This window comes from Sinorhizobium sp. BJ1, from assembly GCF_002531555.1.
Taxonomy (GTDB): Bacteria; Pseudomonadota; Alphaproteobacteria; order Rhizobiales; family Rhizobiaceae; genus Sinorhizobium; species Sinorhizobium fredii_B.
The window spans coordinates 46,806-69,915 of record NZ_NWTH01000026.1; the positions used below are offsets into that span (position 1 = coordinate 46,806).

The window sequence follows — 23,110 nt, forward strand, 5'->3', positions numbered from 1 at the left end:
CGAATATTCAGCCCAAGTGCGGCGGCGCGAGGTGAAACGCCGCATTCATGAAATGCAGGGGAGGAGCTGAATGGCTCGAAATAGATTGAAGAAGAGCATTCTCGCAGCGTTTGCCGGAATGCTCGTCGCGTCGGCTGCGCAGGCGGGGGGGCTCGAGCGCAGCGGCTACAATATCGATCTCTTGTTCGATCCTTCGGATTTCGCGGCGGAAGCGACGGCGACTTACGTCAATCCTCAGCGTGAATTGAAGAATGTCGTCGATACGAACCCCGCAAATTCGGATGCGGTCGCGGAGACATTCGGGGGTGGTGACTTGAACTACCGTCCCAATTCTGCAGATGAGACGGAGAGTTATTGGGCGCCCCGCATCGGCTTTAAGGCTGCTTTGGGTGACAGTGTTGACTGTATGGCGGACTACTCGCAGCCTTGGGGCGCCCACACCAATCCCGGCCAAAACTGGGCCGGCGCAAACAACAATATTGAAACCAAAGTCGAGAGCAATAACTACGCGGCGACGTGCTCCTACAAATGGGACATGGGGCCCGGTTTTATGCGCGTTATCGGAGGTGTCTTCTACCAGGAAGTGGGCGGCTTTAAAGAGCGGCTTGTACAGGATTTTACCGGTACCGGGCTCCCATTCTCGGGCGTCGGAAGGCTTGAACTTGAGGACAGCGGATGGGGCTGGCGGACGGGTGTCGCCTACGAAATCCCCGAATATGCCATGCGGGCGAGCCTCGTCTATAATAGTGCTGTCGACCTCGACAACCTCAGCGGCTCCATCGACCTACGTCAGGTCGGTTTTGTGATCCCCGGTGTTGGAGTAGTCAGCGGCAGCAAGTATGATGTCCACGGCTCTGCATCAATGCCAGATTCGCTGGAGCTCAAGGTTCAATCCGGCATTGCTCCCGGGTGGCTGGCCTTTGGTTCGGTTAAGTGGACTGACTGGAGCCAGTTGCAAGTGTTGCGCTTCGTGCCAAATGAACCGGGCTTTGGGAGGTTCGGCACGAGCCTTGACCTGCTGTATCGTGATGGTTGGACAGTCACCGGCGGCATTGGCCACAAGTTCAACGATCAGTGGAGTGGAGCCATCAGTCTCACTTGGGACCGCGGCACGAGCCATGGCTATGGAGCGCAAACCGATACCTGGTTGCTTGGGACAGGCGTGACCTACGCGCCGACCCAGAATGTCGAACTTCGCTTCGCTGGCGTCGCTGGGATCATGACTAGCGGCAGTTCGGGGCAGGTCACCTACCAAGGCGAGGTCATTGGCGACGACGTCTCCTATGACTTCGACAATGACTTCGTCGGGGCGATCTCGACATCGCTAAAAGTCAGGTTCTGATCTCCATCGATCAGCATCTCGAGGCCCGGTTCGCCGGGCCTTTCTTTTTGGCTGGGCGGCGCAGTTCGGCCGCCTCTTATGAGCAATCGCGAATGTGACGATTCAGCAACACATTTATTACTATGGTTTGCTAGTATCCTGTCCGTGTCGGATATGTCCATTTCCCGCCACAAAATGGGAGCAGCGATATTAGCGACAGACGTGCGAGTGCCGTGTTTGCGTTTGAGGTGAACTGAGTTTGTGTGCCGCCAAGACATCCCCTAGCAACTGGCGCTTTGCGCGTGGTCGGACCGATATCGATCGCGGCAAGGCTGACGAGCGCGGCAAGCGAATGAGCCGACCGGCGTCGCTGCGAGAGAGCGCTCGGACGACACAGGGCATGGTCGATGTTGTGGATGGTGCTTGGGTCGGCGTAGCCGGCCGGAACGGAAGAAACTGATTGTGATGCGCACGGGTGAATTCAAGTCGCTTAGGGTGGCGGTACTGGGCATGTCACTGGCGGTTGGCGCCGCCGCCGGGCCGGCGCGAGCCTTCGATCCGTCCGCGGGCGTGACGAAGGAATCCGGTCCGTTCGCGCTCTTCAAGTTCGGCTTCTCCGCCTACAAGAACGGCCGCAAGGACGAGGCGGTCGAGGCCTATCGCTACGCCGCCGAGAAGGGCCATACGGGGTCGCGCTGGGCGCTTGCCAATATGTACGCCTATGGCGACGGAGTCGCCGAGAACGATCTCGAAGCATTCAAGATCTACAGCGAGATTGCCCAGCAGGGCGTCGAGCCCGGTTCGGAAGATACCGGCTATTTTGTCAACGCGCTGATCGCGCTTGCTGGCTATTACCGGCGCGGCATTCCGGACAGCCCAGTAGCGGCGGACCTGCCGCAGGCAAGACAGCTTTATTTCCAGGCGGCCTCGACGTTCGGCATTGCCGAGGCGCAGTTCCAGTTGGCACGGATGCTGCTTTCGGGCGAGGGCGGCACGGTCAATGTCCAGCAGGCCAAGAAATGGCTGAACCGGGCGCGCAAGAACGGCCATGCCGGCGCCATGGGCGTTTTTGGAAACGTCATCTTTCAAGAGGGGCAGACGGTGCGCGGGCTCGCCTACATGACGGCGGCGCTCGACCAATGTTCGCCGAAGGACAGGCTATGGCTCCAGTCTATGCAGGAGCAGGCCTTCTCGCTCGCGACCGAGGACGACCGCCGCGTCGCAATCGCTATGGCGCAGAATATGCATCCGCAGGCCGACGAGTGAGCGGGCCGAGCCGGCTCCTATAACGTCTCCGACCGGCATGCAGCGAGGCGGACGCCTCGCTTTTCGATTCTCAAGCCTACTCAGAATGCAAATTGGGCGGCGACCGGCACATGGTCGGACGGCTTTTCCCAGGCGCGGACATGCTTTTCGATCGATGTCGATACGAGCTTGTCGGCCGCCTCGGGCGACAGCATCAGGTGGTCGATGCGGATGCCGAAATTCTTCTGCCAGCATCCGGCCTGATAATCCCAGAATGAATAGAGCGGCACTTCGTCCGTCGTGGTGCGAACGGCGTCGGTGAGGCCGAGATTGCGCAGCCGCCGGAAGGCTGCGCGCGTCTCGGGGAGGAAGAGCGCATCGTTGCGCCAGACATTGACATCCCAGCAGTCATGGGCCTCCGGAATGACGTTGTAGTCGCCGGCGAGGATGAGCGGCTCCTCGAGTAACAGTCTCTCCTTGGCGAAGGACGCGAGCCGCTGCATCCATCCAAGCTTGTAGGGGTATTTCTCCGATTCGACCGGATTGCCATTCGGCAGATAGAGGCAGCAAACGCGGATCGCCCCGCCCGCAACGGAAAAGACGCCTTCGATGAACCGTGACTGCTCGTCGGAATCATCGCCCGGCAGTCCGCGGTTGACTTCGTCCGGACGCAGCTTCGAAAGCAGCGCGACCCCGTTGAAGCCTTTTTGACCGTGCGTCTCGATGTGGTAGCCGAGCGCCTCGATCTCCTCCCTCGGGAAGGTGTCATCGACCGACTTGATTTCCTGCAGGCAGGCGATATCCGGGTTCGATGCCTTGAGCCAGGCAACGAGGCCATCGAGCCGCGCCTTGACGCCGTTGATGTTCCAGGTGGCGATCTTCATGGGGCCGCATCTGCCTTTCTTTTATGGTCTCGCGTTGGCGCCGAGTCGTTGTAGCGGCTGCCATTTCTTTTGACAAATCCGATAGCTGCAACATTCGCTTCGCTGGGAGGTGATCGGCAACGGGCCGAATTTTCCGTGCGTTCGCATAAGGAAATGCAGCCGTCGGTGGCGGAATTGATTCCTCATTCGGTCCGTCTATAGTCCCGCGCATGATCGCGTTCATCGAGAATTATTGGCCGCATTTCCTGGCGCTCCTGTCGTTCGCACTGGGGGTGCCGGCGATCATTCATGCGGCCATGACGAAGGACGATGTACGCGCTGCCGCCGGTTGGGTCGGCGTCGTCCTGCTTTCGCCTGTAATCGGGGCAGCCATCTATGCGGTTGCTGGCATCAACCGCATTCGCCGCTCCTCGATCGGCTTGCAACGCTCGCTGCTGCGCACGAGCGGTCCGGATCCGCTTCTCGGTTTCGATGTCACGGACGAAAACGTTGCGGTGCGATTCGGACAGCGATTCGCGGCGATGAAGATCCTCGGCGACCGGGTGTCGCGTTTCGCGATGTCGACCGGGAACCACATCGCCATGCTGGAGGGCGGCGACGACGTCTATGGGGCGATGCTCGAGGCGATTGCCGGCGCTCGCCGCAGCATACTGTTCGAAAGCTATATCTTCGATCGCGATCAGATCGGGCTTCGTTTCGCCGATGCACTGATCGCCGCGGTCAAGCGCGGCGTCAGCGTGCGGGTGCTGATCGACGCGGTCGGTGCTCGCTATTCCGTGCCGAGCATCGTCAGCTATCTGCAGGAAGGAGGGGTCACGACCGCAGTCTTCAATGGCAACATCATCATGGGCCTGAGGCTGCCCTATGCCAATCTGCGGACGCACCGAAAGATCGTCGTCATCGACGGTGGGGTCGCCTTTACCGGCGGCATGAACATACGGGCGGGCTTCACGACGGAGATGGCCGGCATCGCCGCTTCGTTCGACACGCATTTCCGCGTTACCGGACCGATCGTTGCCGACATCTTCCAGGTGGCGGCCGAAGACTGGCAGTTCTCGAGCGGAGAACTGCTCGCGGGCGAGAGTTGGGGGCTGGCCGACCTTCAGGAGCGGGGCGATACGCCATCCGTGCTGATGCGAGCCGTTCCATCGGGACCTGACAGCACCAATGAGACCAACCACAAGATGCTGATGGGGGCCTTCTCCATTGCGCGCAAGCACATCCGGGTCATGTCGCCCTATTTTCTTCCCGACAGGGAATTGATCAGCGCGCTGGTGACGGCTGCGCGCAGAGGCGTCGAAGTCGATATCATCGTGCCGGCTGTCAACAATCTGACCCTTGTGGATCGTGCAATGACCGCGCAATTCGACCAGGTGCTTGAAGGTCACTGTCGCGTGTGGCGGGCGAAAGGCAGCTTCAACCATTCGAAATTGGTCGTCGTCGACGGTCATTGGTCCTATGTCGGCTCGAGCAACCTGGATCCGCGCTCGCTCCGCCTCAATTTCGAATTCGATGTCGAGATTCTCGACGAGGATTTTGCGAGGACGATCAGCGACAAATTCTGCGCGGTACGCGAGTCGGCCGCGGAAGTGACGCTCGCAAGCCTTGACGCGCAGCCCTTGCTGAACCGACTGGCGAACCGCCTTCTTTGGCTCGGTTCGCCCTATCTCTAGCACTTGGGGTGGGTGGAGGAGGTCCTCTAGACCGAGAAGCTTGTTCCGCAGCCGCAACTTGCGACGGCATTCGGATTCTTGATCTGGAACGACTGGCCGAGCAGATTGTCGACGAAGTCGATTTCCGAGCCGCCCATATAGACCAGCGAGAGGCTGTCGATCAGCACCTTGGCATTGCCCTTTTCGAGGACGAGATCGTCATCGTTCTCCTGGTCCACCAGGTCGAACTTGTAGGAGAAGCCGGAACAGCCGCCGCCTTCGACGGAGACGCGCATCGCCGTCTTGTCGTGTTCTGTCTGAAGTATCGTGGCGATGCGCCTGGCGGCCGCATCCGAAAGCGTCACTGTTTCCTGCATCATGTCTGGCCTCCTGCCGGGGTCAAGAACCGGAGAGATTCGTTAGCGTCCTGGCGTTACAATTGCTGCGCTTGAGAAGCGAGCCGCGGGGTGTCCCGGTCATTAAGCGGCGACTCCCTCGTCGCTTTCCTGCAACGCATACTATAGGTATGAAGGCTTGAATGTCCCGTCAATGGGACGGCATCGCAGGTGTGAAATGGCTTTCGACACAAAGGCCCTGGGCTTCGGTTATGGTGAGCACGCAGCTTTCGCTTCCAATCCTTGGGCGTCGCGCGGCAGGCTCTATCCCGAAGCCTCCAGTCCGACACGTTCCGATTTTCAACGCGACCGCGACCGCATCGTCCATACGACCGCCTTCCGTCGCCTGAAACACAAGACCCAGGTGTTCATTGCCGCCGACGGCGACCATTACCGCACGCGTCTCACGCACACGATCGAAGTCGCGCAGATCGCGCGCGCCTTGGCGCGGGCCTTGAAGCTCGACGAGGATTTGGCCGAAGGGGTGGCGCTTGTCCACGACTTCGGCCACACGCCGTTCGGCCACACCGGCGAGGATGCGCTGCACGAGATGCTGAAGCCCTATGGCGGCTTCGATCACAATGCCCAGTCGCTGCGCATCGTCACGAAGCTCGAGCGTCGCTATGCGGAATTCGATGGCTTGAACCTCGCCTGGGAGAGCCTCGAGGGCCTGGTCAAGCACAACGGGCCGCTGATGACGCCGGAAGGCGAGGGAATCCGCGGCCCGGTGCCGCAACCGATCCTTGACTATTGCGCCGTCCACGATCTCGAACTGGCGAGCTTCGCCAGCCTCGAAGCCCAAGTGGCCGCAATCGCCGACGATATCGCCTATAATACCCATGACATCGACGATGGATTGCGCGCTGGCTACCTGACGCTCGAGATGCTGGAAGAGGTTCCGTTCCTGGCCCGGGTGATGCGCGAGGTGCACGACCGTTATCCCGCCTTGGAAACCAGCCGCTTCACCCACGAGATCATGCGCCGGCAGATCACCGCGATGGTCGAGGACGTCATCGGCGTCGCCCAGACGCGTCTGCGCGAAGTTCGCCCCAAGAGCGCCAGCGACGTGCGTAACGCCGGCCGGGTCATCGCGACCTTCTCCGAGGAGATGAGCGGGACCGACCGGCAGATCAAGAACCTGCTGATGACGCGCATCTATCGTCACCCGGAGGTCATGCGTGTGCGCCAGGCAGCGGCATCGATCGTCACCGACCTCTATCGGGCGTTCATGGCCGACCCGCTGTTGATGAATGAACACTACTGGATCGACCAGATCGCCGGGATGGCCGAGCCGGCCCGAGCGCGCCATGTGGGCGACTATCTCGCCGGCATGACCGATACCTTCGCGATCAGCGTGCACCGGCGCTTGTTTGACCACACGCCGGATTTGCGGTAGTGACGCGCCGCGCGGAGGCTGCAGGTTCCCTACGGACCCGGCCTCCTTTTATAGTTTTGCGCCATTTTCCAGTTGGCCTGGAAAGAGCGGATGGATCAGATGAACCTTTTCACAGACTTCGAATCAAGAATTAAGAGAATTCTGGAATCGCTTGATATCGTTCGTGAAAAGCGATCCGAAATCGACTTCGGACGGGTTAGCATAGAGCCGCCGCGCGATCCGAGCCACGGCGATGTTGCGACCAACGCAGCGATGGTTCTCGCCAAATCGCTCGGCACGAACCCGCGCGCCCTTGCCGACCTTATCGTTGAGAAGTTGCGCCAGGACCCGGAGGTGGCGGAGGTCACCGTTGCCGGGCCGGGATTCATCAATGTCCGGTTGTCGGTATCCTATTGGCAGAAGCTTCTTTCGGCGATGGTTCGGGCAGGGACGGATTTTGGACGCAGCACAGTCGGCGCCGGGCGGAAGGTCAACGTCGAATATGTTTCGGCGAACCCGACCGGGCCGATGCATGTCGGCCATTGCCGTGGCGCCGTCGTCGGCGACGCCCTGGCAAATCTTCTCGCCTTCGCTGGCTATGACGTCGCCAAGGAATACTACATCAACGACGCTGGCTCGCAGATCGACGTGCTCGCCCGCTCGGCATTCCTGCGCTACCGGCAGGCACTCGGTGAGGAAATCGGCGAGATTCCAGCGGGGCTTTATCCCGGCGATTATCTCGTGCCGGTCGGCGAGGCGCTTGCCGACGAGTTCGGCACGAGCCTGCGGATCATGCCGGAAGACAAATGGATGCCGCTCGTCAAGGAGCGCGTGATCGACGCGATGATGGCGATGATCCGCGAGGACCTGGCGGCGCTCAACGTCAATCACGATGTCTTCTTCTCCGAACGGACGCTGCACGACAACGGCGCGGCGCGGATTCGCACGGCGATCAACGACCTGACCTTCAAGGGCCATGTCTACATAGGCACGCTGCCGCCGCCGAAGGGCCAATTGCCGGAAGATTGGGAAGACCGCGAACAGACGCTCTTCCGTTCGACCGAGGTGGGCGACGACATCGACCGGCCGCTCATCAAGTCCGACGGCAGCTATACTTACTTCGCCGCCGACGTTGCCTATTTCAAGGACAAGTTCGACCGCGGATTCCACGAGATGATCTACGTCCTTGGCGCCGACCACGGCGGCTATGTCAAACGCCTGGAGGCGCTGGCGCGGGCAATATCCGAGGGGACGGCGAAGCTGACGGTACTGCTGTGCCAGCTCGTTAAGCTCTACCGTAACGGTGAACCGGTGAAGATGTCGAAGCGCTCGGGCGAATTCGTGACGCTGCGCGACGTGGTCGACGAAGTCGGTCGCGATCCGGTCCGGTTCATGATGCTCTACCGGAAGAGTTCGGAGCCGCTTGACTTCGACTTTGCCAAGGTAACGGAACAGTCAAAGGACAATCCGGTCTTCTACGTTCAGTATGCGCATGCGCGTTGCTGCTCGGTCCTCCGCCAGGCAAAAGAAGCTTTCTCCGATCTCGATTTGGCTTCGATCGATCTTGCCGGTGCAGTGATCGGGGCTATCGTTGATCCTGCCGAACTGCAGCTCGTCGCCAAGCTCGCAGAATATCCGCGCGTCGTCGAGGCTGCAGCACTCTCGCAGGAGCCTCATCGAATCGCTTTTTACCTGTATGATCTTGCTGCAGCCTTCCACGCACTCTGGAACAAAGGTAAGGAAAATCCGGAATTACGTTTTGTTAACGATAAGAACAGACAATTGAGCATTGCCAGACTCGGGCTGGTGCATGCTGTCGCCTCGGTATTGAAGTCGGGTCTGTCTGTTACGGGCACCTCGGCACCGGAAGAGATGCGGTAAGTAGTGTCACCATTTCCCCACAATGCGCTGGCAATTCAACGCAGGCAGTTGTGAGTGGAAACTATGGCAGACAAACAATTCGCACGAAGCGGGCCGGCAGAAGTCGATAGATTGGCCGATGATGATCCGTTGAGCGAACTTGCCCGCATTGTCGGTTACGATGCTCGGCCAGCAGTTCAGCAACTGCAGGAGTTGCAGCGGCACCAGGAGGCGATCCGGCGCGATCCGACTTTTGACCTCGAAGACGAGCTGCTGCGCGCATTCGACAGCTACGACGCCCCGCGCGCGGCGCCGGTTCACCCCGACAGCGGGCTCGTCGAGCATCCGGCCGCCAACGCGTCTGCCGGCACGCGTGCCGAGCCGGTGCTGGAAAGCCAAGAACCTGAAGGCGCTGAGCGTTCCGCGCCGAACGTCGAACCCGTCGACGAGGTGGCCCACGAGTTGGTAGCGTTGTCCCCGGCTTCCGAAGACCAGATCGCCAACGACCACCAGACGGAAGTTGTTGCGACGCAGGACGTCGATTCCACGGTCGACCTGGAACGCGAACTCGAGCTGTCGCTCGGCTACGAAGATCTGTCGGCGGAGCCGGCACACCGCGTCGATGCGGTGGAATCCGGTCCGCAGGCCGAGACGCCGGAGCTGCCGGCATTCGAAGACTGGCAGGAGCCGCTTGCCTCCAGGCTCGCTGCCGCCGGCAAGGCTGCCGAGCGCGCGAATATCGCGGAACCGGTCTATCTCGATATGGCCGGACCCGATCTACCGCAGGAGGCAGCCGTCACCGAGGCGATTGCCGCGCATGTATCGCCGCCGATGCCGTCCGAGCCGGCCGCTTCGGACCATGTCGATCGGCTGCTCGCCGATGTGGAGCGCTTTCCGGTAATGCCGATTGTCGCGGCAGGCGCTGCGGTCACAACCGCGGCGGCGCAGGCGGCGTCTCCGGCCCCTGTCGCAAAAAAGAACACTTATCCCTTCACGCCGACGTTCAGCCGCGCGACGCCGGTTGCCTCGAGCGCCGGTCCGTCTCAGCAGCGAGCCTTCGCCACGCCGATGTCGGCTCCGGAGGCGGTGAAGACACCGGTCGCTCCGGTCGTCCCGCCGGAGGCAGTCGCCGAACCGGAACCGGAGATCGCGCAAAACAGGCTGCCGCAGGGTGAGGCCGAGCCGAGCTTCGATCTCGATGATTTCGAGCTGGAACTCGCCGACATTGCGCTGGATATGGATATGTCGAAAGACGATGAGCCGCAGGCAGTTGCAGAAGCGCCGCCGGTGGTGGGTCATCCTGCCTTGGTCGAGCCGGCTGCTCAGCCGTTCCTGCAGGCACTCGCTCCGGCGAGCGAGCCGGAACCGCGTCGCGAACAGGCACCGGCGCCCTTAGTTGCTCAAGCGCCTGCGGTCACCGAGGTTGAAGAGACAACGTCCGAAAGTCCGCTGCCCTTCGATCCCGCCATGATCGGCGAGATGGAAAGCGGTGTCGCACCGATCGCCGATCTCGATGTCCCGCAGCTGCCGTCACTGGAGGCCGAGGAGAAGCCGGTTTCCTACCCGGGTGATTTCGACCTGGACATCGACGCGGAAATGGCACAGCTCTTCAGCACGCCGGCTTCGGCTGCAAAGGGCGGTGTGCGCTCCAACCAGGCCGACCTCGCGCCCGCAGCGCACGCCGGATCAGCGGGCAACGGCGGCGCCCCGCTCGCTTCGCTCAACGATTTCGAAGAATTCGAGAAGGCGATGGAAGAGGACTTCCAGCGGTCGATGTCGGAGCGCCGAAGCGCGGCGCAAGACGCCGAGGGGCTGGCGGCAATGCCGCGGGCCGAGGCGGACGACTTTGTTGAACAGAGCTACGGCCGCCGTTCGCAGGCCACGATGCTGCTCGCCGCAAGTGTTGCCGGTGTCATCATCCTCGGGGGTGCCGCCGTCTACGCCTGGATGGGCGGGAGCAGCGCGGTCCTGTCCGGCGACGGCCCCAAGATCATCCTGGCCGACAAGGACCCGGTTAAGATCGTGCCCGAACAGAAGGGCGGCAAGATGGTGCCGAACCAGGACAAGGCGGTCTACGACCGGGTGGCGGGCGACCAGAGCAATGCGCCGCGCCAGGAAGCCCTGGTCTCCTCGACGGAAGAGCCGATGGACGTGGTTCAGAAGACTCTGACACCCGAAACCCTGCCGCTTGAAGGCAGTGACGACGGCGATGCGTTGCCCGGAGTATCCCCCCCGGACGAGGAAGAAGTCGCACGCCTGGCGCCCGATGCGCCTGCGGACGAAGCTGCGGCCGAGCAGGAAAGCGCTCCGGCCGTCGCGCCGCGCAAGGTTCGGACGATGATCGTCAAGCCGGACGGGACGCTCGTTCCTCGCGACGAGCCGGCCGCCGAAGCCGACAGCACCGCTGCGGCTGCCACTCAGCCCATCCCTGCCAGCGCTTCGGCGGAAGCGGGCGCTTCCGGCTCCAAGGGCAAGGCGGCGGTCGCGGTTGCTGCAGGCGAGCTGCGCGCCGTCGCAGAGCCGGCCGCTCCCGCCGAGAAGGTTGCGCTTGCAGCGCCAAGCGAGCCGGCCCAGAACGAGGTCGCTCCCGTCCGCAGCGTCAAGACGACGGCCGTCGGCAGCGAACCGGTCCCGCAAGCGCGCCCCGCGGCCGAAGCTGCGGTCGCTGCGGCGCCGAGTGCGGCGCCGCAAACCCAGGCGGCCACGGAAACGGCAGCTGCACAGCTCACCGCGCCGCTGGCGACCGCATCCGTCCCGGCCGGCAGCTATGTCGTCCAGATTGCCTCGCTGCCTTCCGAGGCCGAGGCGCAGAAGAGCTACAACAGCCTCGCGGCCAAGTTTGCGAGCGTCATCGGCGGTCGTGGCGTCGATATCCGCAAGGCGGAAATTGCCGGCAAGGGTACCTATTACCGGGTGAGGATACCGGCCGGTTCGCGGGATGAAGCGAATGCGCTTTGCTCGCGCTACAAGGGCGCCGGCGGAAGCTGCCTCGTGACGAAGTAGTTTCAAAAAGCGTTCTGGGAACAAAGCGGGCGCGGCAGGAATGTCGCGCCCGTTTCGTTACTGCATGTTCCTTAAATCGTATCGATTTAAGGAACATGCAGCGATTCACAGTGCTACAGCGCCGTGAGTCTGATAAGGCGCACGGCGCTGTAAGGCAGGCGTTTGCCTGTGCACGGAGATGCCCGGCGTCGGTTTGCGGCTTCGCGGTTCGGCAGCAGGATACTATGATCGACTTATGAGCGAATCAAAGGCATTCATCTCGGGCTGCAAAGGCCTTTCCCTGACGGCGGAAGAGCGCAGCTTCTTCGCCGGCGAACGCCCCTGGGGCTTCATTCTGTTCGGCCGCAACATCGGTGAGGAAGAGCAGATTTGCGATCTCGTCGCGGCCCTGCGCGACAGCATCGGCAATCCGAAAGCACCGGTCCTGATCGATCAGGAGGGCGGCCGTGTCCAGCGCATTCGCCCGCCGCTCGCGCAGCAATATCCGAGCGGTGCGGCCATCGGCGAGATCTACCGACGCGACGATCAGATGGGGCTGCGCGCCGCGTGGCTGCTCGGACGCCTGCATGCGTTCGATCTCATGCGCTTCGGCATCACGGTGGATTGCCTGCCGGTCCTCGACGTGCCAGTGCCCGGCAGCCATGACGTCATCGGCAACCGGGCCTATGGACACGATCCGGTGACCGTGACGGCGATCGGCCGTGCGGTGAGCGAGGGCCTGAAAGCCGGCGGCATGCTGCCGGTGATGAAGCACATGCCCGGCCATGGCCGCACCTTCGTGGATTCGCATCACAATCTGCCGGTGGTCAACGCCTCGCTGGAGGAACTGAAGCGGGTCGACTTCCAGCCTTTCGCCGCCATGAAGGACGAGGCAATGGCCATGTCGGCGCACATGGTCTTCATGGCGATCGATCCGGACAATCCCGCGACGACGTCTCCAAGGGTCGTGCGGGAGATCATCCGCGACTATATCGGCTTCGACGGCCTGTTGATGTCCGACGATGTGTCCATGAACGCACTTGCAGGGGATATGACAAGCCGCGCCCGCGGGATTATCGGCGCAGGGCTTGATCTCGTCTTGCATTGTCATGGCATTATGGAGGAAATGAAGGCCGTCGCCGATGTGGTGCCGGTTCTTGCGGGCGATCGGCTGCGCAGGGCCAGGGCGGCCGAGGCTGCCTTCCGGCAGCCTGATGGTTCGGACGAAGACATATTGCGAGCGGAGTTCAATGCGATGTTCTCGCTCGTTTAAGAGCTGATGAGCAAAGGCGGCTCCGGCCGCGCCGGGGGGCATGGTGGCGATGGGTTCTGACGAGAGGCAGGGACAGCCTGCGGCAAAGACGCCGATGGAGCCTTTGTGGCAGGAGGAGTCCGCCGATCGCGGCCTTCACGAGGAAGAGCTCGTCGTCGACATCGGCGGCTTCGAGGGACCGCTCGATCTGCTCCTGCATCTTGCCCGCAGCCAGCGCGTCGATCTTTCCCGCATCTCGGTTCTGGCGCTTGCCGAACAGTATATCGCCTTCATCGAGCGGGCGCGTTCCATCCGTATCGAGCTTGCCGCCGATTACCTGGTGATGGCGGCGTGGCTTGCCTATCTGAAATCGCGCCTGCTGATCCCGCAGCAGCCGAAGGACGAGGGGCCCTCCGGCGAGGAGATGGCTTCCGCCCTCGCATTCCGGCTGAAGCGCCTCGAGGCGATGCGCGATGCGGCGACGCGGCTGGTCAACCGCAACAGGCTGGGTCGCGATGTCTTCGCGCGCGGCGCACCCGAGCATCTCGTATCGGAGAGAAAGTCCGACTACGACGCTTCGCTTTACGACTTGCTCACGGCCTATGCCACGCTCCGGCAACGCCAGGCGATAACCCAGGTGACGATCGAGAAGCGCCATGTCTGGTCGCTTGCCGACGCGCGCCTGATCCTCGCCAGGATGGTCGGTGGCCTCGAAGATTGGACAGCCCTCGACCATTTCCTCATCCGTTACATGACGAGCCCGAAGGAGCGCGCAACGGCGATTGCGAGCTCCTTTGCCGCCTCGCTCGAACTGGTGCGGGAGGGACGTTTGGAAATCCGGCAGGAAGCCGCTTTCGCGCCAATTTATCTGAGGCGCGGGCCGAGGCCGATCGATGCTGCGACCCTGGCGGAAATGGAGGCAGCGCGTGGCTGAGGCACAAAAATATTTGCCCGGATTACCCGGCGACGAGGAAGAGGTGGGCATTCTCATCGATCCCGGACTCGCGGAGGAGGCGGAGCGGATCGCCGAAGCGCTCGTCTTCGCATCGGCGCAGCCGATTTCAGAGACCTATATCGCCAGCCGGATACCCCGTGGCGTCGATGTCGGCCGGATCATGTCGCGGCTCAAAGCGTCCTATGCGAGCCGCGGCGTCAATCTCGTGCAGGTCGCCGATCACTGGGCCTTCCGCACCGCGGCCGATCTCTCCTTCGTCGTGCAAACGGACGAGCAGGAAGTCAAGAAGCTCTCCCGCGCCGCTCTCGAAGTGCTGGCCATCATCGCCTACCACCAACCGGTCACCCGCGCGGAGATCGAGGACATTCGCGGCGTGCAGACCTCCAAGGGCACGCTCGATGTGCTGATGGAGGCGGGCTGGGTGCGCTTTCGCGGCCGCAGGCGCACGCCGGGGCGGCCGGTGACGTTCGGGACGTCACGGGATTTCCTCGACCATTTCGGGCTGGAGGAAATCCGCGATCTTCCGGGGATCGAGGAACTGAAGGGCGCGGGTCTCCTGTCCGGTCGCGTTCCCTCGAACCTGCATATCCCGGTGCCCGTCGGCGAGGACGAGCTTTCCGACAATGAAGATCCCATCACCCAGATGGACCTTGAGGAACTGGGCCTCTTGACTCCGAAGGCTGAAGAAGACGAATAGAAATCCTGAGTGGGCGTATCGGCTTTAAAGCCGCTATGCGCGCCGATGCCTTCGGTTCAAGGAATGCAGGTATGGTTTCAGACACGCTCAACGGCGCCCTTGCGACGACGAGGCGGTCGGGCGTGTCGTTTGCCGCAAGTATTGCATTCGAAAACATCAGCCACCGATATCATTCCAAGGACACGATCAAGGGCGTCTCGCTGACCGCCGAAGCCGGAGAGGTGCTGTGCCTGCTCGGGCCCTCGGGCTCCGGCAAGACGACCTTGTTGCGCATTGCCGCCGGTATCGAGATGCAGACCGGCGGCCGTCTTCTGCTGAATGGCCAGGAAATATCGGGTCCTTCCGTTTTCCTGCCGCCGGAAAGGCGCGGCGTCGGGCTGATGTTTCAGGACTTCGCGCTCTTTCCGCACATGACGATCCGGGACAATGTCGGCTTCGGTCTGACCGCCTTGCCGAAGAAGGAGGCCCTTATCCAGGCCGATGCAGCACTGGATCGCGTGGGCCTGGTTCATTACGCCGATCGCTATCCCCATGTACTTTCTGGCGGCGAGCAGCAGCGGGTGGCGCTTGCCCGGGCGCTCGCCCCGCGGCCGGCGGTGTTGTTGATGGACGAGCCTTTCTCCGGCCTCGACTCCCGTCTGAAGGACTCCATCCGTGCCGACACGCTGGCCATTTTGCGCGAAACGCGGGCGACGGCGATCGTCGTGACCCACGACGCGGAAGAAGCGATGCGAATGGCCGACCGGATCGCGCTTCTGAAGGATGGCTGTCTGATTCAGGTCGGCACTGCCGACGAGCTCTACCGCAAGCCCCGCAACCTTTTTGCCGCGGGGTTCTTTTCCGAAATCAACGTGTTCGACGCGCGTGTGCGCGGCGGCCGCGTCGAAACGCCGCTTGGTGGCGTGCCTGCCGGAGAGTACAAGGAGGGGCAGCCCTTGAGCGTGGCCGTGCGGCTCTCCGGTGTTCAGTTGAAGCCGGAAGGCGGCGACATCCCGGCGCGCATCCTGTCGCGGCGCTTTCTGGGCGTGGTCGAGCTCCTCGAACTCGCGGTACCGCAGTCGGAACGGACGGTACGGGCCCGCATTCGCGCCGACCTGTTGCCGCAAGGATTGCGTGACGTCACGCTTTCCGTTAACGAGCGCGACATATTGGTGTTTGAAAAAGACGCCTCGACATCTTAGGTTCGGTCAGAACGACGGCGAGCTTTTAAGCGGCGCCTGAAAAATGACAACGTGATGGCTTTAAATCGATAAAGCCGCGAGGGAGTAAGTGGATGGGTTCGTTTAGCATCTGGCATTGGCTGATCGTTCTGGTGGTCGTGCTGCTGTTGTTTGGTCGCGGCAAGATTCCGGAATTGATGGGCGATGTTGCCAAGGGCATCAAGAACTTCAAGAAGGGCATGACCGACGAGGACGCCGCCTCGGCCGACAAGACGCTTGACGGCAAGACCGTCGAACACAAGTCCGACGAAGTCCGCTGACGATCGGAAAATGGCGGGATCGGGTGCGTAGGCGCCCGATGAGCCGCATTACGGGTTTGTAGGGCGCGTCGGATGCTTGATATCGGCTGGACCGAGCTTGTTGTTATTGCAATCGTCTTGATCGTCGTCGTGGGACCGAAGGACCTGCCGCCCATGCTGCGGGCTTTCGGACGGATGACGACACGGATGCGGGGCATGGCCTCCGATTTCCGCCGTCAATTCGATGAAGCGCTGCGGGAGGCCGATCTCGACGAGGTCCGCAAGACGATCAGCGACGCGCAAAGCCTCAATCCGACCACGGCGTTGCGCGACGCGATGAACCCGCTGCGGCAGCTCGGCAACGAGATCAAATCGGACCTGCAGAAGGCGACGACCCCCGACGCGCCGGCTCAACCCGCAACGCCCGAGCCTCCCGTAACGCCCGAACCTCAACTCGAGCCTGCGAGCGCGCCCGCAGGGGTGCCAGCGAAGCCCGTCGACACGGTGGCGGCCGCCGCGGTCGGGTCTGCGTCCCGGCAGATGGAACGTGCAGCCGCGGAGGTCAAGGTGGCGGCGGCCACTGAGGCGACGCCGAAGCGCGCCGCCAAGTCCAGGGCCGGAACCGCTGCGCAGAAGGCGCCGACCCAAAAGGAAGCCACCGACGGGGCAGCCCGGAAGAGGACCGCGTCTGCGGCAGCGCCGAAGAAGGCGGCTGCCAGGAAGACTACGGCAGGCGAAGGCGCGGTCGCTGTCAAAACCGATAAGACAAGCGCGTCTGCGCGCAAGAAAAAGGGTGACGCATGAGCGGCGACATCGAGGACAAGCCGCAGCCGTTGATCGAGCACCTGATCGAGCTTCGCGCGCGGCTGATGTGGGCGGTCGGCGCGTTCTTCGTCGCCTTTCTGGTCTGCTTCTATTTCGCCAAGCAGCTATTCAACCTTCTTGTCCTGCCGTTCAAGTGGGCGGTGAACTGGGCTGGCCTCAGCCATCGCAACGTCGAACTGATATACACCGCGCCGCAGGAATTCTTCTTCACCCAGATCAAGGTGGCGATGTTCGGCGCGTTGGTGATCGCCTTTCCGGTCATTGCTTCGCAGGTCTACAGGTTCGTCGCACCCGGTCTCTACAAGAATGAACGGGCCGCCTTTCTGCCGTTCCTGGTCGCCTCTCCGCTCCTTTTCCTGCTCGGCGGCGCGCTCGTCTATTTCTTCTTCACCCCGATGGTCATGTGGTTCTTCCTGGCCATGGAGCAGGGCGGCGGTGAAGGGCAGGTCGCGATCCAGCTCTTGCCGAAGGTATCGGAATATCTGAGCCTGATCATGTCGCTGGTGTTCGCCTTCGGGCTGGTCTTCCAGTTGCCGGTCGTCACCACGCTTCTGGCACGTGTCGGCTTCGTCACCTCGCAGGGGCTCGCCGAAAAGCGCAAATATGCGATCGTTATCGCTTTCGTCGTCGCCGCGGTGCTGACGCCACCGGATCCGGTTTCCCAGATCGGTCTTGCGCTGCCAGCCATCCTTCTCTACGAGATTTCAATCTATACGGCGCGACTCGTTGAAAGACAGCGGGAAGCTGAGGCACGCGCAACCGAGTCTGCCTCGTCGCAGGAAGGTTCTTCGGGGACGGTCGGGCCTGCCCAGGGCTGACGTTCTCGCGCCGTGACCTGACCAACGCGTGGGACGACTATGCTCGATATCAAATGGATTCGTGAGAATGCTGGCGTGCTCGACAGTGCTTTGGCGAAGCGGGGCGCGGAGCCGCTGTCCTCATCGCTGATTGCACTTGACGAGCGCCGCCGCGCGATCCTGCAGTCGTTGCAGGAGATGCAGTCGCGCCGCAATACCGCCTCAAAGGAAATCGGCGCTGCCATGGCGCAGAAGAACAGCGAGCTCGCCGAAAAAATCAAGGCGGAGGTCGCCGAACTCAAGGACGCCCTGCCGGCCGCCGAAGAGGAAAGCCGGCAGATCGAGGCCGAGCTCACGGACATCCTGTCGCGCATTCCGAACGTTCCGCTCGATGACGTCCCGGTCGGACCGGACGAGAGCGGCAATGTCGTTAAGCGGGTCGTCGGCGCCAAGCCCACGTGGAACCACAAGCCTCTCGAGCATTTCGAAATCGGCGAGGCCCTGGGCTTCATGGACTTCGAAGGTGCCGCACGCATTGCCGGCTCGCGTTTCACCATTCTGAAGGGGCAGCTTGCCCGCCTTGAGCGCGCGCTTGGCCAATTCATGCTGGATTTGCATACGCAGGAGCACGGTTACATCGAGGTGCAGCCGCCGCTGCTGGTCCGTGACGATGCGATGTATGGCACCGGCCAACTGCCGAAATTCGCAGAAGACCTTTTCCGCACCACGGACGAACGGTGGCTGATCCCGACGGCGGAGGTTCCGCTGACGAACATGGTGCGCGAACAGATCCTCGAGGGCGAGAAGCTGCCGCTGCGCTTTGCGGCCTTGACGCCGTGCTTCCGCTCGGAGGCGGGTTCGGCCGGGCGCGACACGCGCGGCATGCTGCGCCAGCACCAGTTCAACAAGGTCGAACTGGTATCGATCACCGATGCCGAAAACTCTATCGAAGAGCATGAGCGGATGACCGCTTGCGCCGAGGAGGTGCTGAAACGGCTCGGTCTCCATTACCGGGTGATGACGCTCTGCACCGGCGACATGGGCTTCGGCGCACGCAAAACCTATGACCTCGAAGTCTGGCTGCCGGGGCAGGATAGCTATCGCGAAATCTCGTCCTGCTCGGTCTGCGGCGACTTCCAGGGGCGCCGCATGAATGCGCGCTATCGCACGAAGGAAGAGAAGGGGACGAAGTTCGTCCACACGCTGAACGGTTCCGGGGTCGCTGTCGGCCGTGCGCTGATCGCCGTCATCGAGAATTACCTGAACGACGATGGCTCGGTCTCCGTGCCTGAGGTCCTCATCCCCTATATGGGCGGCCTGCGACGCATCGAGAAAGCGGCCTGAGGCTCGGGCAAGCGAAAGAGACCGGAATGCGCATCCTGCTGACCAATGACGATGGCATTCATGCCGAAGGGCTCTCTGTCCTGGAGAAGATCGCGCTGACGATCTCGGACGACGTCTGGGTCGTCGCGCCGGAAGTGGACCAGAGCGGTCTCGCCCATTCACTGACGCTATCGGAGCCGTTGCGGCTGCGACAGGTTTCGGAGAGGCGTTTCGCCCTGAGGGGAACGCCGACCGACTGCGTGATCATGGCGGCGCGGAAGATCCTCGATCGCAAGCCGGATCTTGTCCTTTCAGGCGTCAATATCGGCGCCAACCTTGCAGACGACGTCACCTATTCCGGTACCGTGGCCGGCGCCATAGAGGGCACGCTGCAGGGGATACGGTCGATCGCCGTCAGCCAGGCCTACCAGCATGCGCTCGGTGGCGCCGTTTCGTGGGATGCGGCCGAAACCCATGCGCCCGCTTTGATTCGCACCTTGATGGATGTCGAGCTTCCCGGCGGAACCCTTCTCAACGTGAACTTCCCGAATTGTGCGGCCGACGCCGTGGCAGGCGTGGAAGTGACCTCGCAAGGCAAGCTCGAATTCGGCCTCAGCATCGACGAACGTATCGATGGTCGTGGCTTTCCCTATTTCTGGCTCCGCTTCGGCGAACGCTCCGGCGACTTCCGCTCGGGAACGGACATTCGCGCCGTGCGCGAAAACAGGATTTCGGTAACCCCGCTTAAACTGGATATGACCGACTATGCCGTCCAGGAGCGCCTGGCGCGCGCACTGCGGGAAGGGACTGGCGCTTGAACGGACGCGTTTCGCAGCAGGAAGGGTTGGCGGCCATGGCGCTGCGCCTTCGTTCCGCCGGCGTGGTCAATCACGATCTGCTCAAGGCCGTCGAGCAGACCCCGCGAAACAATTTCTGCCCCCCGCAGTATCAGGACGACGTCTATTCCAAGAGGTTGATACCGCTTGATTGCGGTTCGTTCATGGAAGGTTGCGACTTCGCCGTTCGCCTGCTGCACTGCCTCAATATCAAGCCGGGCCAGCGCATTCTGGAAGTCGGGACAGGCAGCGGCTTCACGGCGGCCGTGATGGGGCGTATCGCGGAACGCATTCTGACGATCGACCGTTATCAGACATTGGTGAGTTCGGCGCAGAAGAACCTCGAAAAGACCGGCATGCGCAATGTCGTCGTGAGACACGCGGACGGCAGTTCCGGGGTGCCGGGCGAGGGGACGTTCGACCGGATTCTCATCACTGCCGCCTTCAACAGCCTGCCCCGGATGTTTTCCGATCATCTCGTCTCCGGCGGCACCTTGTTGGTGCCGATCATGATGAGCGAGACCCAGTGCCGCATCGTGCGGGTCAGCCGGACAGGCAGCCGCTTCGATCGCGAAGATCTGTTCGACGCGCCTTATCTACCCATCGTGCCGCAGCTCGCTTCGTTTCTTTAGTGCATCGCTTCTAAGATCGTCGAAATCCCGCGTCGCGTTCGAAAATCAGCGTCGCGGCAGCAGGTGATTCTCGGCACCAGCCATGACACAGGCCTTCCTGCACCCTTCGGCTGGCCTCCTTTCAGAACAGTCGGTTAACGCATTTTTAACGAAATCCAGCTTCGCGCAAGCTTACAACCGTAGCCCGGACGGGCACGATGGCTGAAGGCGCGCTTGCCTCGCTCCATCGTGTCAGTGACGGAGACGGTGGATGGAGATTGCAAACAGGCTGACTGCAGCGACGACCGGTGACGGTTTGGGCGATCTTGCCGGCCGTCCCGCCGGGCAGGTTGTCTCCGGAAGCAAAGACGACGGCGGGGCTCAAGCGACGCCGGCAAACTTCTTCGATCCGACGCCGCGCATTTCGCTGTCGGTGGACGCGTTGCTTTATCTGAGCCGGACAAAAAAGGCGCCCGAAAAGCTGCCGCCATTGACCAGGGACGAATGGAACAACACGCTTTCGCCCCAGCTGGCTGCGCGCGAATATCAGGCGTTTGGGAAGCATGCCGAAACCGGCGACTACAAGGCCTATTATAGTGCCTTCATCGATTACCATGACAATCTCCGCCCGGAGGACCAGAACAGCTTGCGTTACTTCGGCACGCGTGAGGCAGCCGTGGCCGGTTTGCGGTCACTCGAATACGATGCTGAAAGTGGGTTGGATACGGGCGGAAATTTCGAAAAGCTCGTTAGCGTTTTCCTGGACAAGGACAAGACGGCGTCTCCAGCCGGCGTCACTGACGTGCCGGCGCTCGAAACCCCTTTCGCCGGTTGGGACGTCGGCAGTATCAGCTATGAGGAGCAACCGCCTCAATCGCGGTCGCTTTCGGGAATCGAACGCCTCTATTCCGAGCTTCTCTAGGCTAAACTAGGCTTCGTCCACAGCCGCGCTTCGCGCGGAGCAGCCCTTCGCCGCATGGCTGGCGGACATCGTATGGTTAGCATTTCGTCAAATCATTGCCGCCCTTAACCGGGCGGTAACTCTAATGCGCTTTAATCATTCCACAGCGAGTTGCGTTCGGAGTGGGTAAGCGTCATGCGTAATTTTTCATCTCCCAGTGCAGGGAAGTCTTTGATCCGCCTGTGCGGGGCGGTTTTGCTGGCAAGCGTCGCGACCGGTTGCAGCTCCGACGTAAGCCGCTTCAACGGGCTCTTTTCGAGTTCCGACGATATTACCACCAGTTCCATCCCGGGAAATGTACCGCGTGGCGATGTTTCTGGCGGCCAACTGGCCTCGTCCTCCAGTTCTGGTGGCGCGTCTTATGGCCAGGCTTTCCCGAACTCCGGCCAGAGCGCATCCTACGATCCGATGAGCACGGCAAGCACTCCGGTCTCCAGCGCCCGGGCTGCTTCCACCCCGGTTAGCGTTCAGCGTACCGCCTTGGCGGAGCCGGCGCCTGCCGCGCCGGCTCCGCCGCAGGCGCCAGCTGCCCGCCAGGTGCAGCCCGCACTCGCGACGGCTGAGCCGTTGCCGTCGGCTCCCAAGACGGCTTCGAACAAAGGTGGCTGGACGACCAACAATGCGCCCACCATCATGGTTCGCCCGGGCGATACGGTGGCCGCATTGGCTCGCCGCTTCGGCGTTCCGGAAAAGGAAATCCTCAAGGCGAACGGCTTGAAATCCGCGAACCAAGTAGAGCCGGGGCAGCGCCTTATCGTGCCGACCTTTGGTGGTGCGAGCAGTGCAGCGAAGGCCGCAGCATCCGGTTCCATCGCCGACTTCGAAGGCGGTAAAAGGCAGCCTTCGCCGCTGCCGGCCGGCCAGCGCGAAGTGGCAATTCTCCCCGGCCAGTCGCAATCCCGCGACAAGAGCGAATCGCGCAGCGATGTGGCCGCGGGCAAACTCAATAACGCCGGTGCCGGTGACGGCTCGGATGGCGCCTATACCGTCAAGCCGGGGGACTCGCTGAACAAGATCGCGAAGGCGAACGGCGTCTCGGTGGCGGCCCTGAAGCAGGCAAACGGCCTGACGGCAGAAGGCATTCGCGTCGGCCAGAAGCTGAAGATGCCCGGTGCTGCAGCAACGGCAACCGACGCGGTCGTCACGGCCTCCGTTCCGGCGAAGGGGGAGACGAAGGTGGCGTCGCTTGATCAGGGCAAGCCGGCGGAATACAAGCCGCCGGTCGCCAAGGAAAGCGTATCGGACGTTGCCATCAGATCCGATGTCGACCAGGAGTCTCCGAAGTCGACGGGCATCAGCAAATATCGCTGGCCGGTCCGTGGCGCGGTCGTTGCCGGCTACGGCGCAAATGTCGACGGCAATCGCAATGACGGCATCAACATCTCGGTGCCTGAAGGCACGCCGATCAAGGCGGCCGAGAACGGCGTGGTCATCTATTCCGGCAGCAGCTTGAAGGAACTGGGGAATGCTGTGCTGGTCCGCCACGATGACGGGACTGTCACGGTCTATGGCAATGCTTCGCAGCTCAAGGTGCAGCGCGGCGAGAAGGTGCAGCGTGGTCAGACGCTTGCCGCCTCCGGCATGACCGGCAAGGCAAGCCAACCGCAGGTGCACTTCGAGGTACGCAAGAATGCGACGCCGGTGAACCCGGCGACCTTCCTCGAGTAGTCTTCATCGCGC

At 62.2% G+C, this 23,110-nt stretch carries 20 protein-coding genes; 18 read left to right on the plus strand and 2 right to left on the minus strand.

Annotation, left to right across the window (positions count from 1 at the left end; all coding sequences use genetic code 11):
- The first annotated feature begins 70 nt into the window (after window positions 1–70).
- Together CO676_RS25815 and exoR are read left to right on the plus strand one after the other, a co-directional pair.
- A complete protein-coding gene (locus CO676_RS25815) occupies window positions 71–1,342 on the plus strand; it encodes an OmpP1/FadL family transporter (protein ID WP_097523178.1) in 1,272 nt (423 codons plus the stop codon).
- A gap of 444 nt (window positions 1,343–1,786) precedes the next feature.
- Complete coding sequence (exoR, locus tag CO676_RS25820; protein WP_014764256.1) at window positions 1,787–2,587, plus strand: exopolysaccharide production regulator ExoR; 801 nt, start codon at window positions 1,787–1,789, stop codon at window positions 2,585–2,587.
- Window positions 2,588–2,667: 80 nt separating this feature from the next.
- On the opposite strand, the gene xth is transcribed toward exoR, so the two are convergent.
- Window positions 2,668–3,450, minus strand: a complete 783-nt coding sequence (gene xth, locus CO676_RS25825; protein WP_097523179.1) for an exodeoxyribonuclease III — start codon at window positions 3,448–3,450, stop codon at window positions 2,668–2,670.
- A gap of 209 nt (window positions 3,451–3,659) precedes the next feature.
- Here xth and CO676_RS25830 point away from each other — a divergent pair, with 209 nt between their 5' ends.
- A complete protein-coding gene (locus tag CO676_RS25830) occupies window positions 3,660–5,123 on the plus strand; it encodes a phosphatidylserine/phosphatidylglycerophosphate/cardiolipin synthase family protein (RefSeq protein ID WP_097523180.1) in 1,464 nt (487 codons plus the stop codon).
- 26 nt (window positions 5,124–5,149) lie between these two features.
- Here CO676_RS25830 and erpA read toward each other — a convergent pair whose 3' ends face one another.
- The gene (gene erpA, locus CO676_RS25835; RefSeq protein WP_014764259.1) at window positions 5,150–5,482 is read right to left on the minus strand and encodes an iron-sulfur cluster insertion protein ErpA; all 333 of its coding nucleotides are present in this window, start codon (window positions 5,480–5,482) and stop codon (window positions 5,150–5,152) included.
- A 193-nt stretch (window positions 5,483–5,675) separates the two neighbouring features.
- Here erpA and CO676_RS25840 point away from each other — a divergent pair, with 193 nt between their 5' ends.
- From CO676_RS25840 to CO676_RS25910, 15 genes are all read left to right on the plus strand, one after another.
- Window positions 5,676–6,893, plus strand: coding sequence for a deoxyguanosinetriphosphate triphosphohydrolase (locus CO676_RS25840; protein ID WP_097523181.1), 1,218 nt, complete (start codon window positions 5,676–5,678; stop codon window positions 6,891–6,893).
- Between the two features lie 99 nt (window positions 6,894–6,992).
- Window positions 6,993–8,753 (plus strand): arginine--tRNA ligase, encoded by a 1,761-nt coding sequence (argS, locus tag CO676_RS25845; RefSeq protein WP_097523208.1) that lies wholly within the window; start codon window positions 6,993–6,995, stop codon window positions 8,751–8,753.
- 63 nt (window positions 8,754–8,816) lie between these two features.
- Window positions 8,817–11,735 (plus strand): SPOR domain-containing protein, encoded by a 2,919-nt coding sequence (locus tag CO676_RS25850; RefSeq protein WP_097523182.1) that lies wholly within the window; start codon window positions 8,817–8,819, stop codon window positions 11,733–11,735.
- 235 nt (window positions 11,736–11,970) lie between these two features.
- Window positions 11,971–12,987 carry a beta-N-acetylhexosaminidase gene (nagZ, locus tag CO676_RS25855; RefSeq protein WP_097523183.1) on the plus strand — a complete coding sequence of 339 codons (1,017 nt, stop codon included), beginning with the start codon at window positions 11,971–11,973 and terminating at the stop codon, window positions 12,985–12,987.
- A gap of 49 nt (window positions 12,988–13,036) precedes the next feature.
- Window positions 13,037–13,900, plus strand: a complete 864-nt coding sequence (locus CO676_RS25860; RefSeq protein ID WP_179875651.1) for a ScpA family protein — start codon at window positions 13,037–13,039, stop codon at window positions 13,898–13,900.
- Entirely contained in the window at window positions 13,893–14,618 is a 726-nt protein-coding gene (gene scpB / locus CO676_RS25865; RefSeq protein ID WP_097523184.1) for an SMC-Scp complex subunit ScpB, read from the plus strand. Before CO676_RS25860 ends, scpB begins: the two co-directional genes overlap by 8 nt.
- Window positions 14,619–14,689: 71 nt before the next feature.
- Entirely contained in the window at window positions 14,690–15,799 is a 1,110-nt protein-coding gene (locus tag CO676_RS25870) for an ABC transporter ATP-binding protein (RefSeq protein WP_097523209.1), read from the plus strand.
- 92 nt (window positions 15,800–15,891) lie between these two features.
- Window positions 15,892–16,098 (plus strand): twin-arginine translocase TatA/TatE family subunit, encoded by a 207-nt coding sequence (locus tag CO676_RS25875; protein WP_014764267.1) that lies wholly within the window; start codon window positions 15,892–15,894, stop codon window positions 16,096–16,098.
- Window positions 16,099–16,170: 72 nt separating this feature from the next.
- Complete coding sequence (tatB, locus tag CO676_RS25880) at window positions 16,171–16,881, plus strand: Sec-independent protein translocase protein TatB (protein ID WP_097523185.1); 711 nt, start codon at window positions 16,171–16,173, stop codon at window positions 16,879–16,881.
- A complete protein-coding gene (gene tatC, locus CO676_RS25885; protein WP_097523186.1) occupies window positions 16,878–17,720 on the plus strand; it encodes a twin-arginine translocase subunit TatC in 843 nt (280 codons plus the stop codon). Before tatB ends, tatC begins: the two co-directional genes overlap by 4 nt.
- Window positions 17,721–17,759: 39 nt before the next feature.
- Window positions 17,760–19,043, plus strand: coding sequence for a serine--tRNA ligase (serS, locus tag CO676_RS25890; protein WP_097523187.1), 1,284 nt, complete (start codon window positions 17,760–17,762; stop codon window positions 19,041–19,043).
- Between the two features lie 26 nt (window positions 19,044–19,069).
- Entirely contained in the window at window positions 19,070–19,840 is a 771-nt protein-coding gene (gene surE, locus CO676_RS25895; RefSeq protein ID WP_014764271.1) for a 5'/3'-nucleotidase SurE, read from the plus strand.
- Window positions 19,837–20,490 (plus strand): protein-L-isoaspartate(D-aspartate) O-methyltransferase, encoded by a 654-nt coding sequence (locus tag CO676_RS25900; RefSeq protein WP_097523188.1) that lies wholly within the window; start codon window positions 19,837–19,839, stop codon window positions 20,488–20,490. Before surE ends, CO676_RS25900 begins: the two co-directional genes overlap by 4 nt.
- A gap of 250 nt (window positions 20,491–20,740) precedes the next feature.
- Window positions 20,741–21,391, plus strand: coding sequence for a biotin biosynthesis protein BioC (locus CO676_RS25905; RefSeq protein WP_097523189.1), 651 nt, complete (start codon window positions 20,741–20,743; stop codon window positions 21,389–21,391).
- Between the two features lie 174 nt (window positions 21,392–21,565).
- On the plus strand, window positions 21,566–23,098 hold the full coding sequence (locus tag CO676_RS25910; protein WP_097523190.1) for a LysM peptidoglycan-binding domain-containing protein: 1,533 nt from the start codon (window positions 21,566–21,568) through the stop codon (window positions 23,096–23,098).
- Window positions 23,099–23,110: the final 12 nt, after the last annotated feature.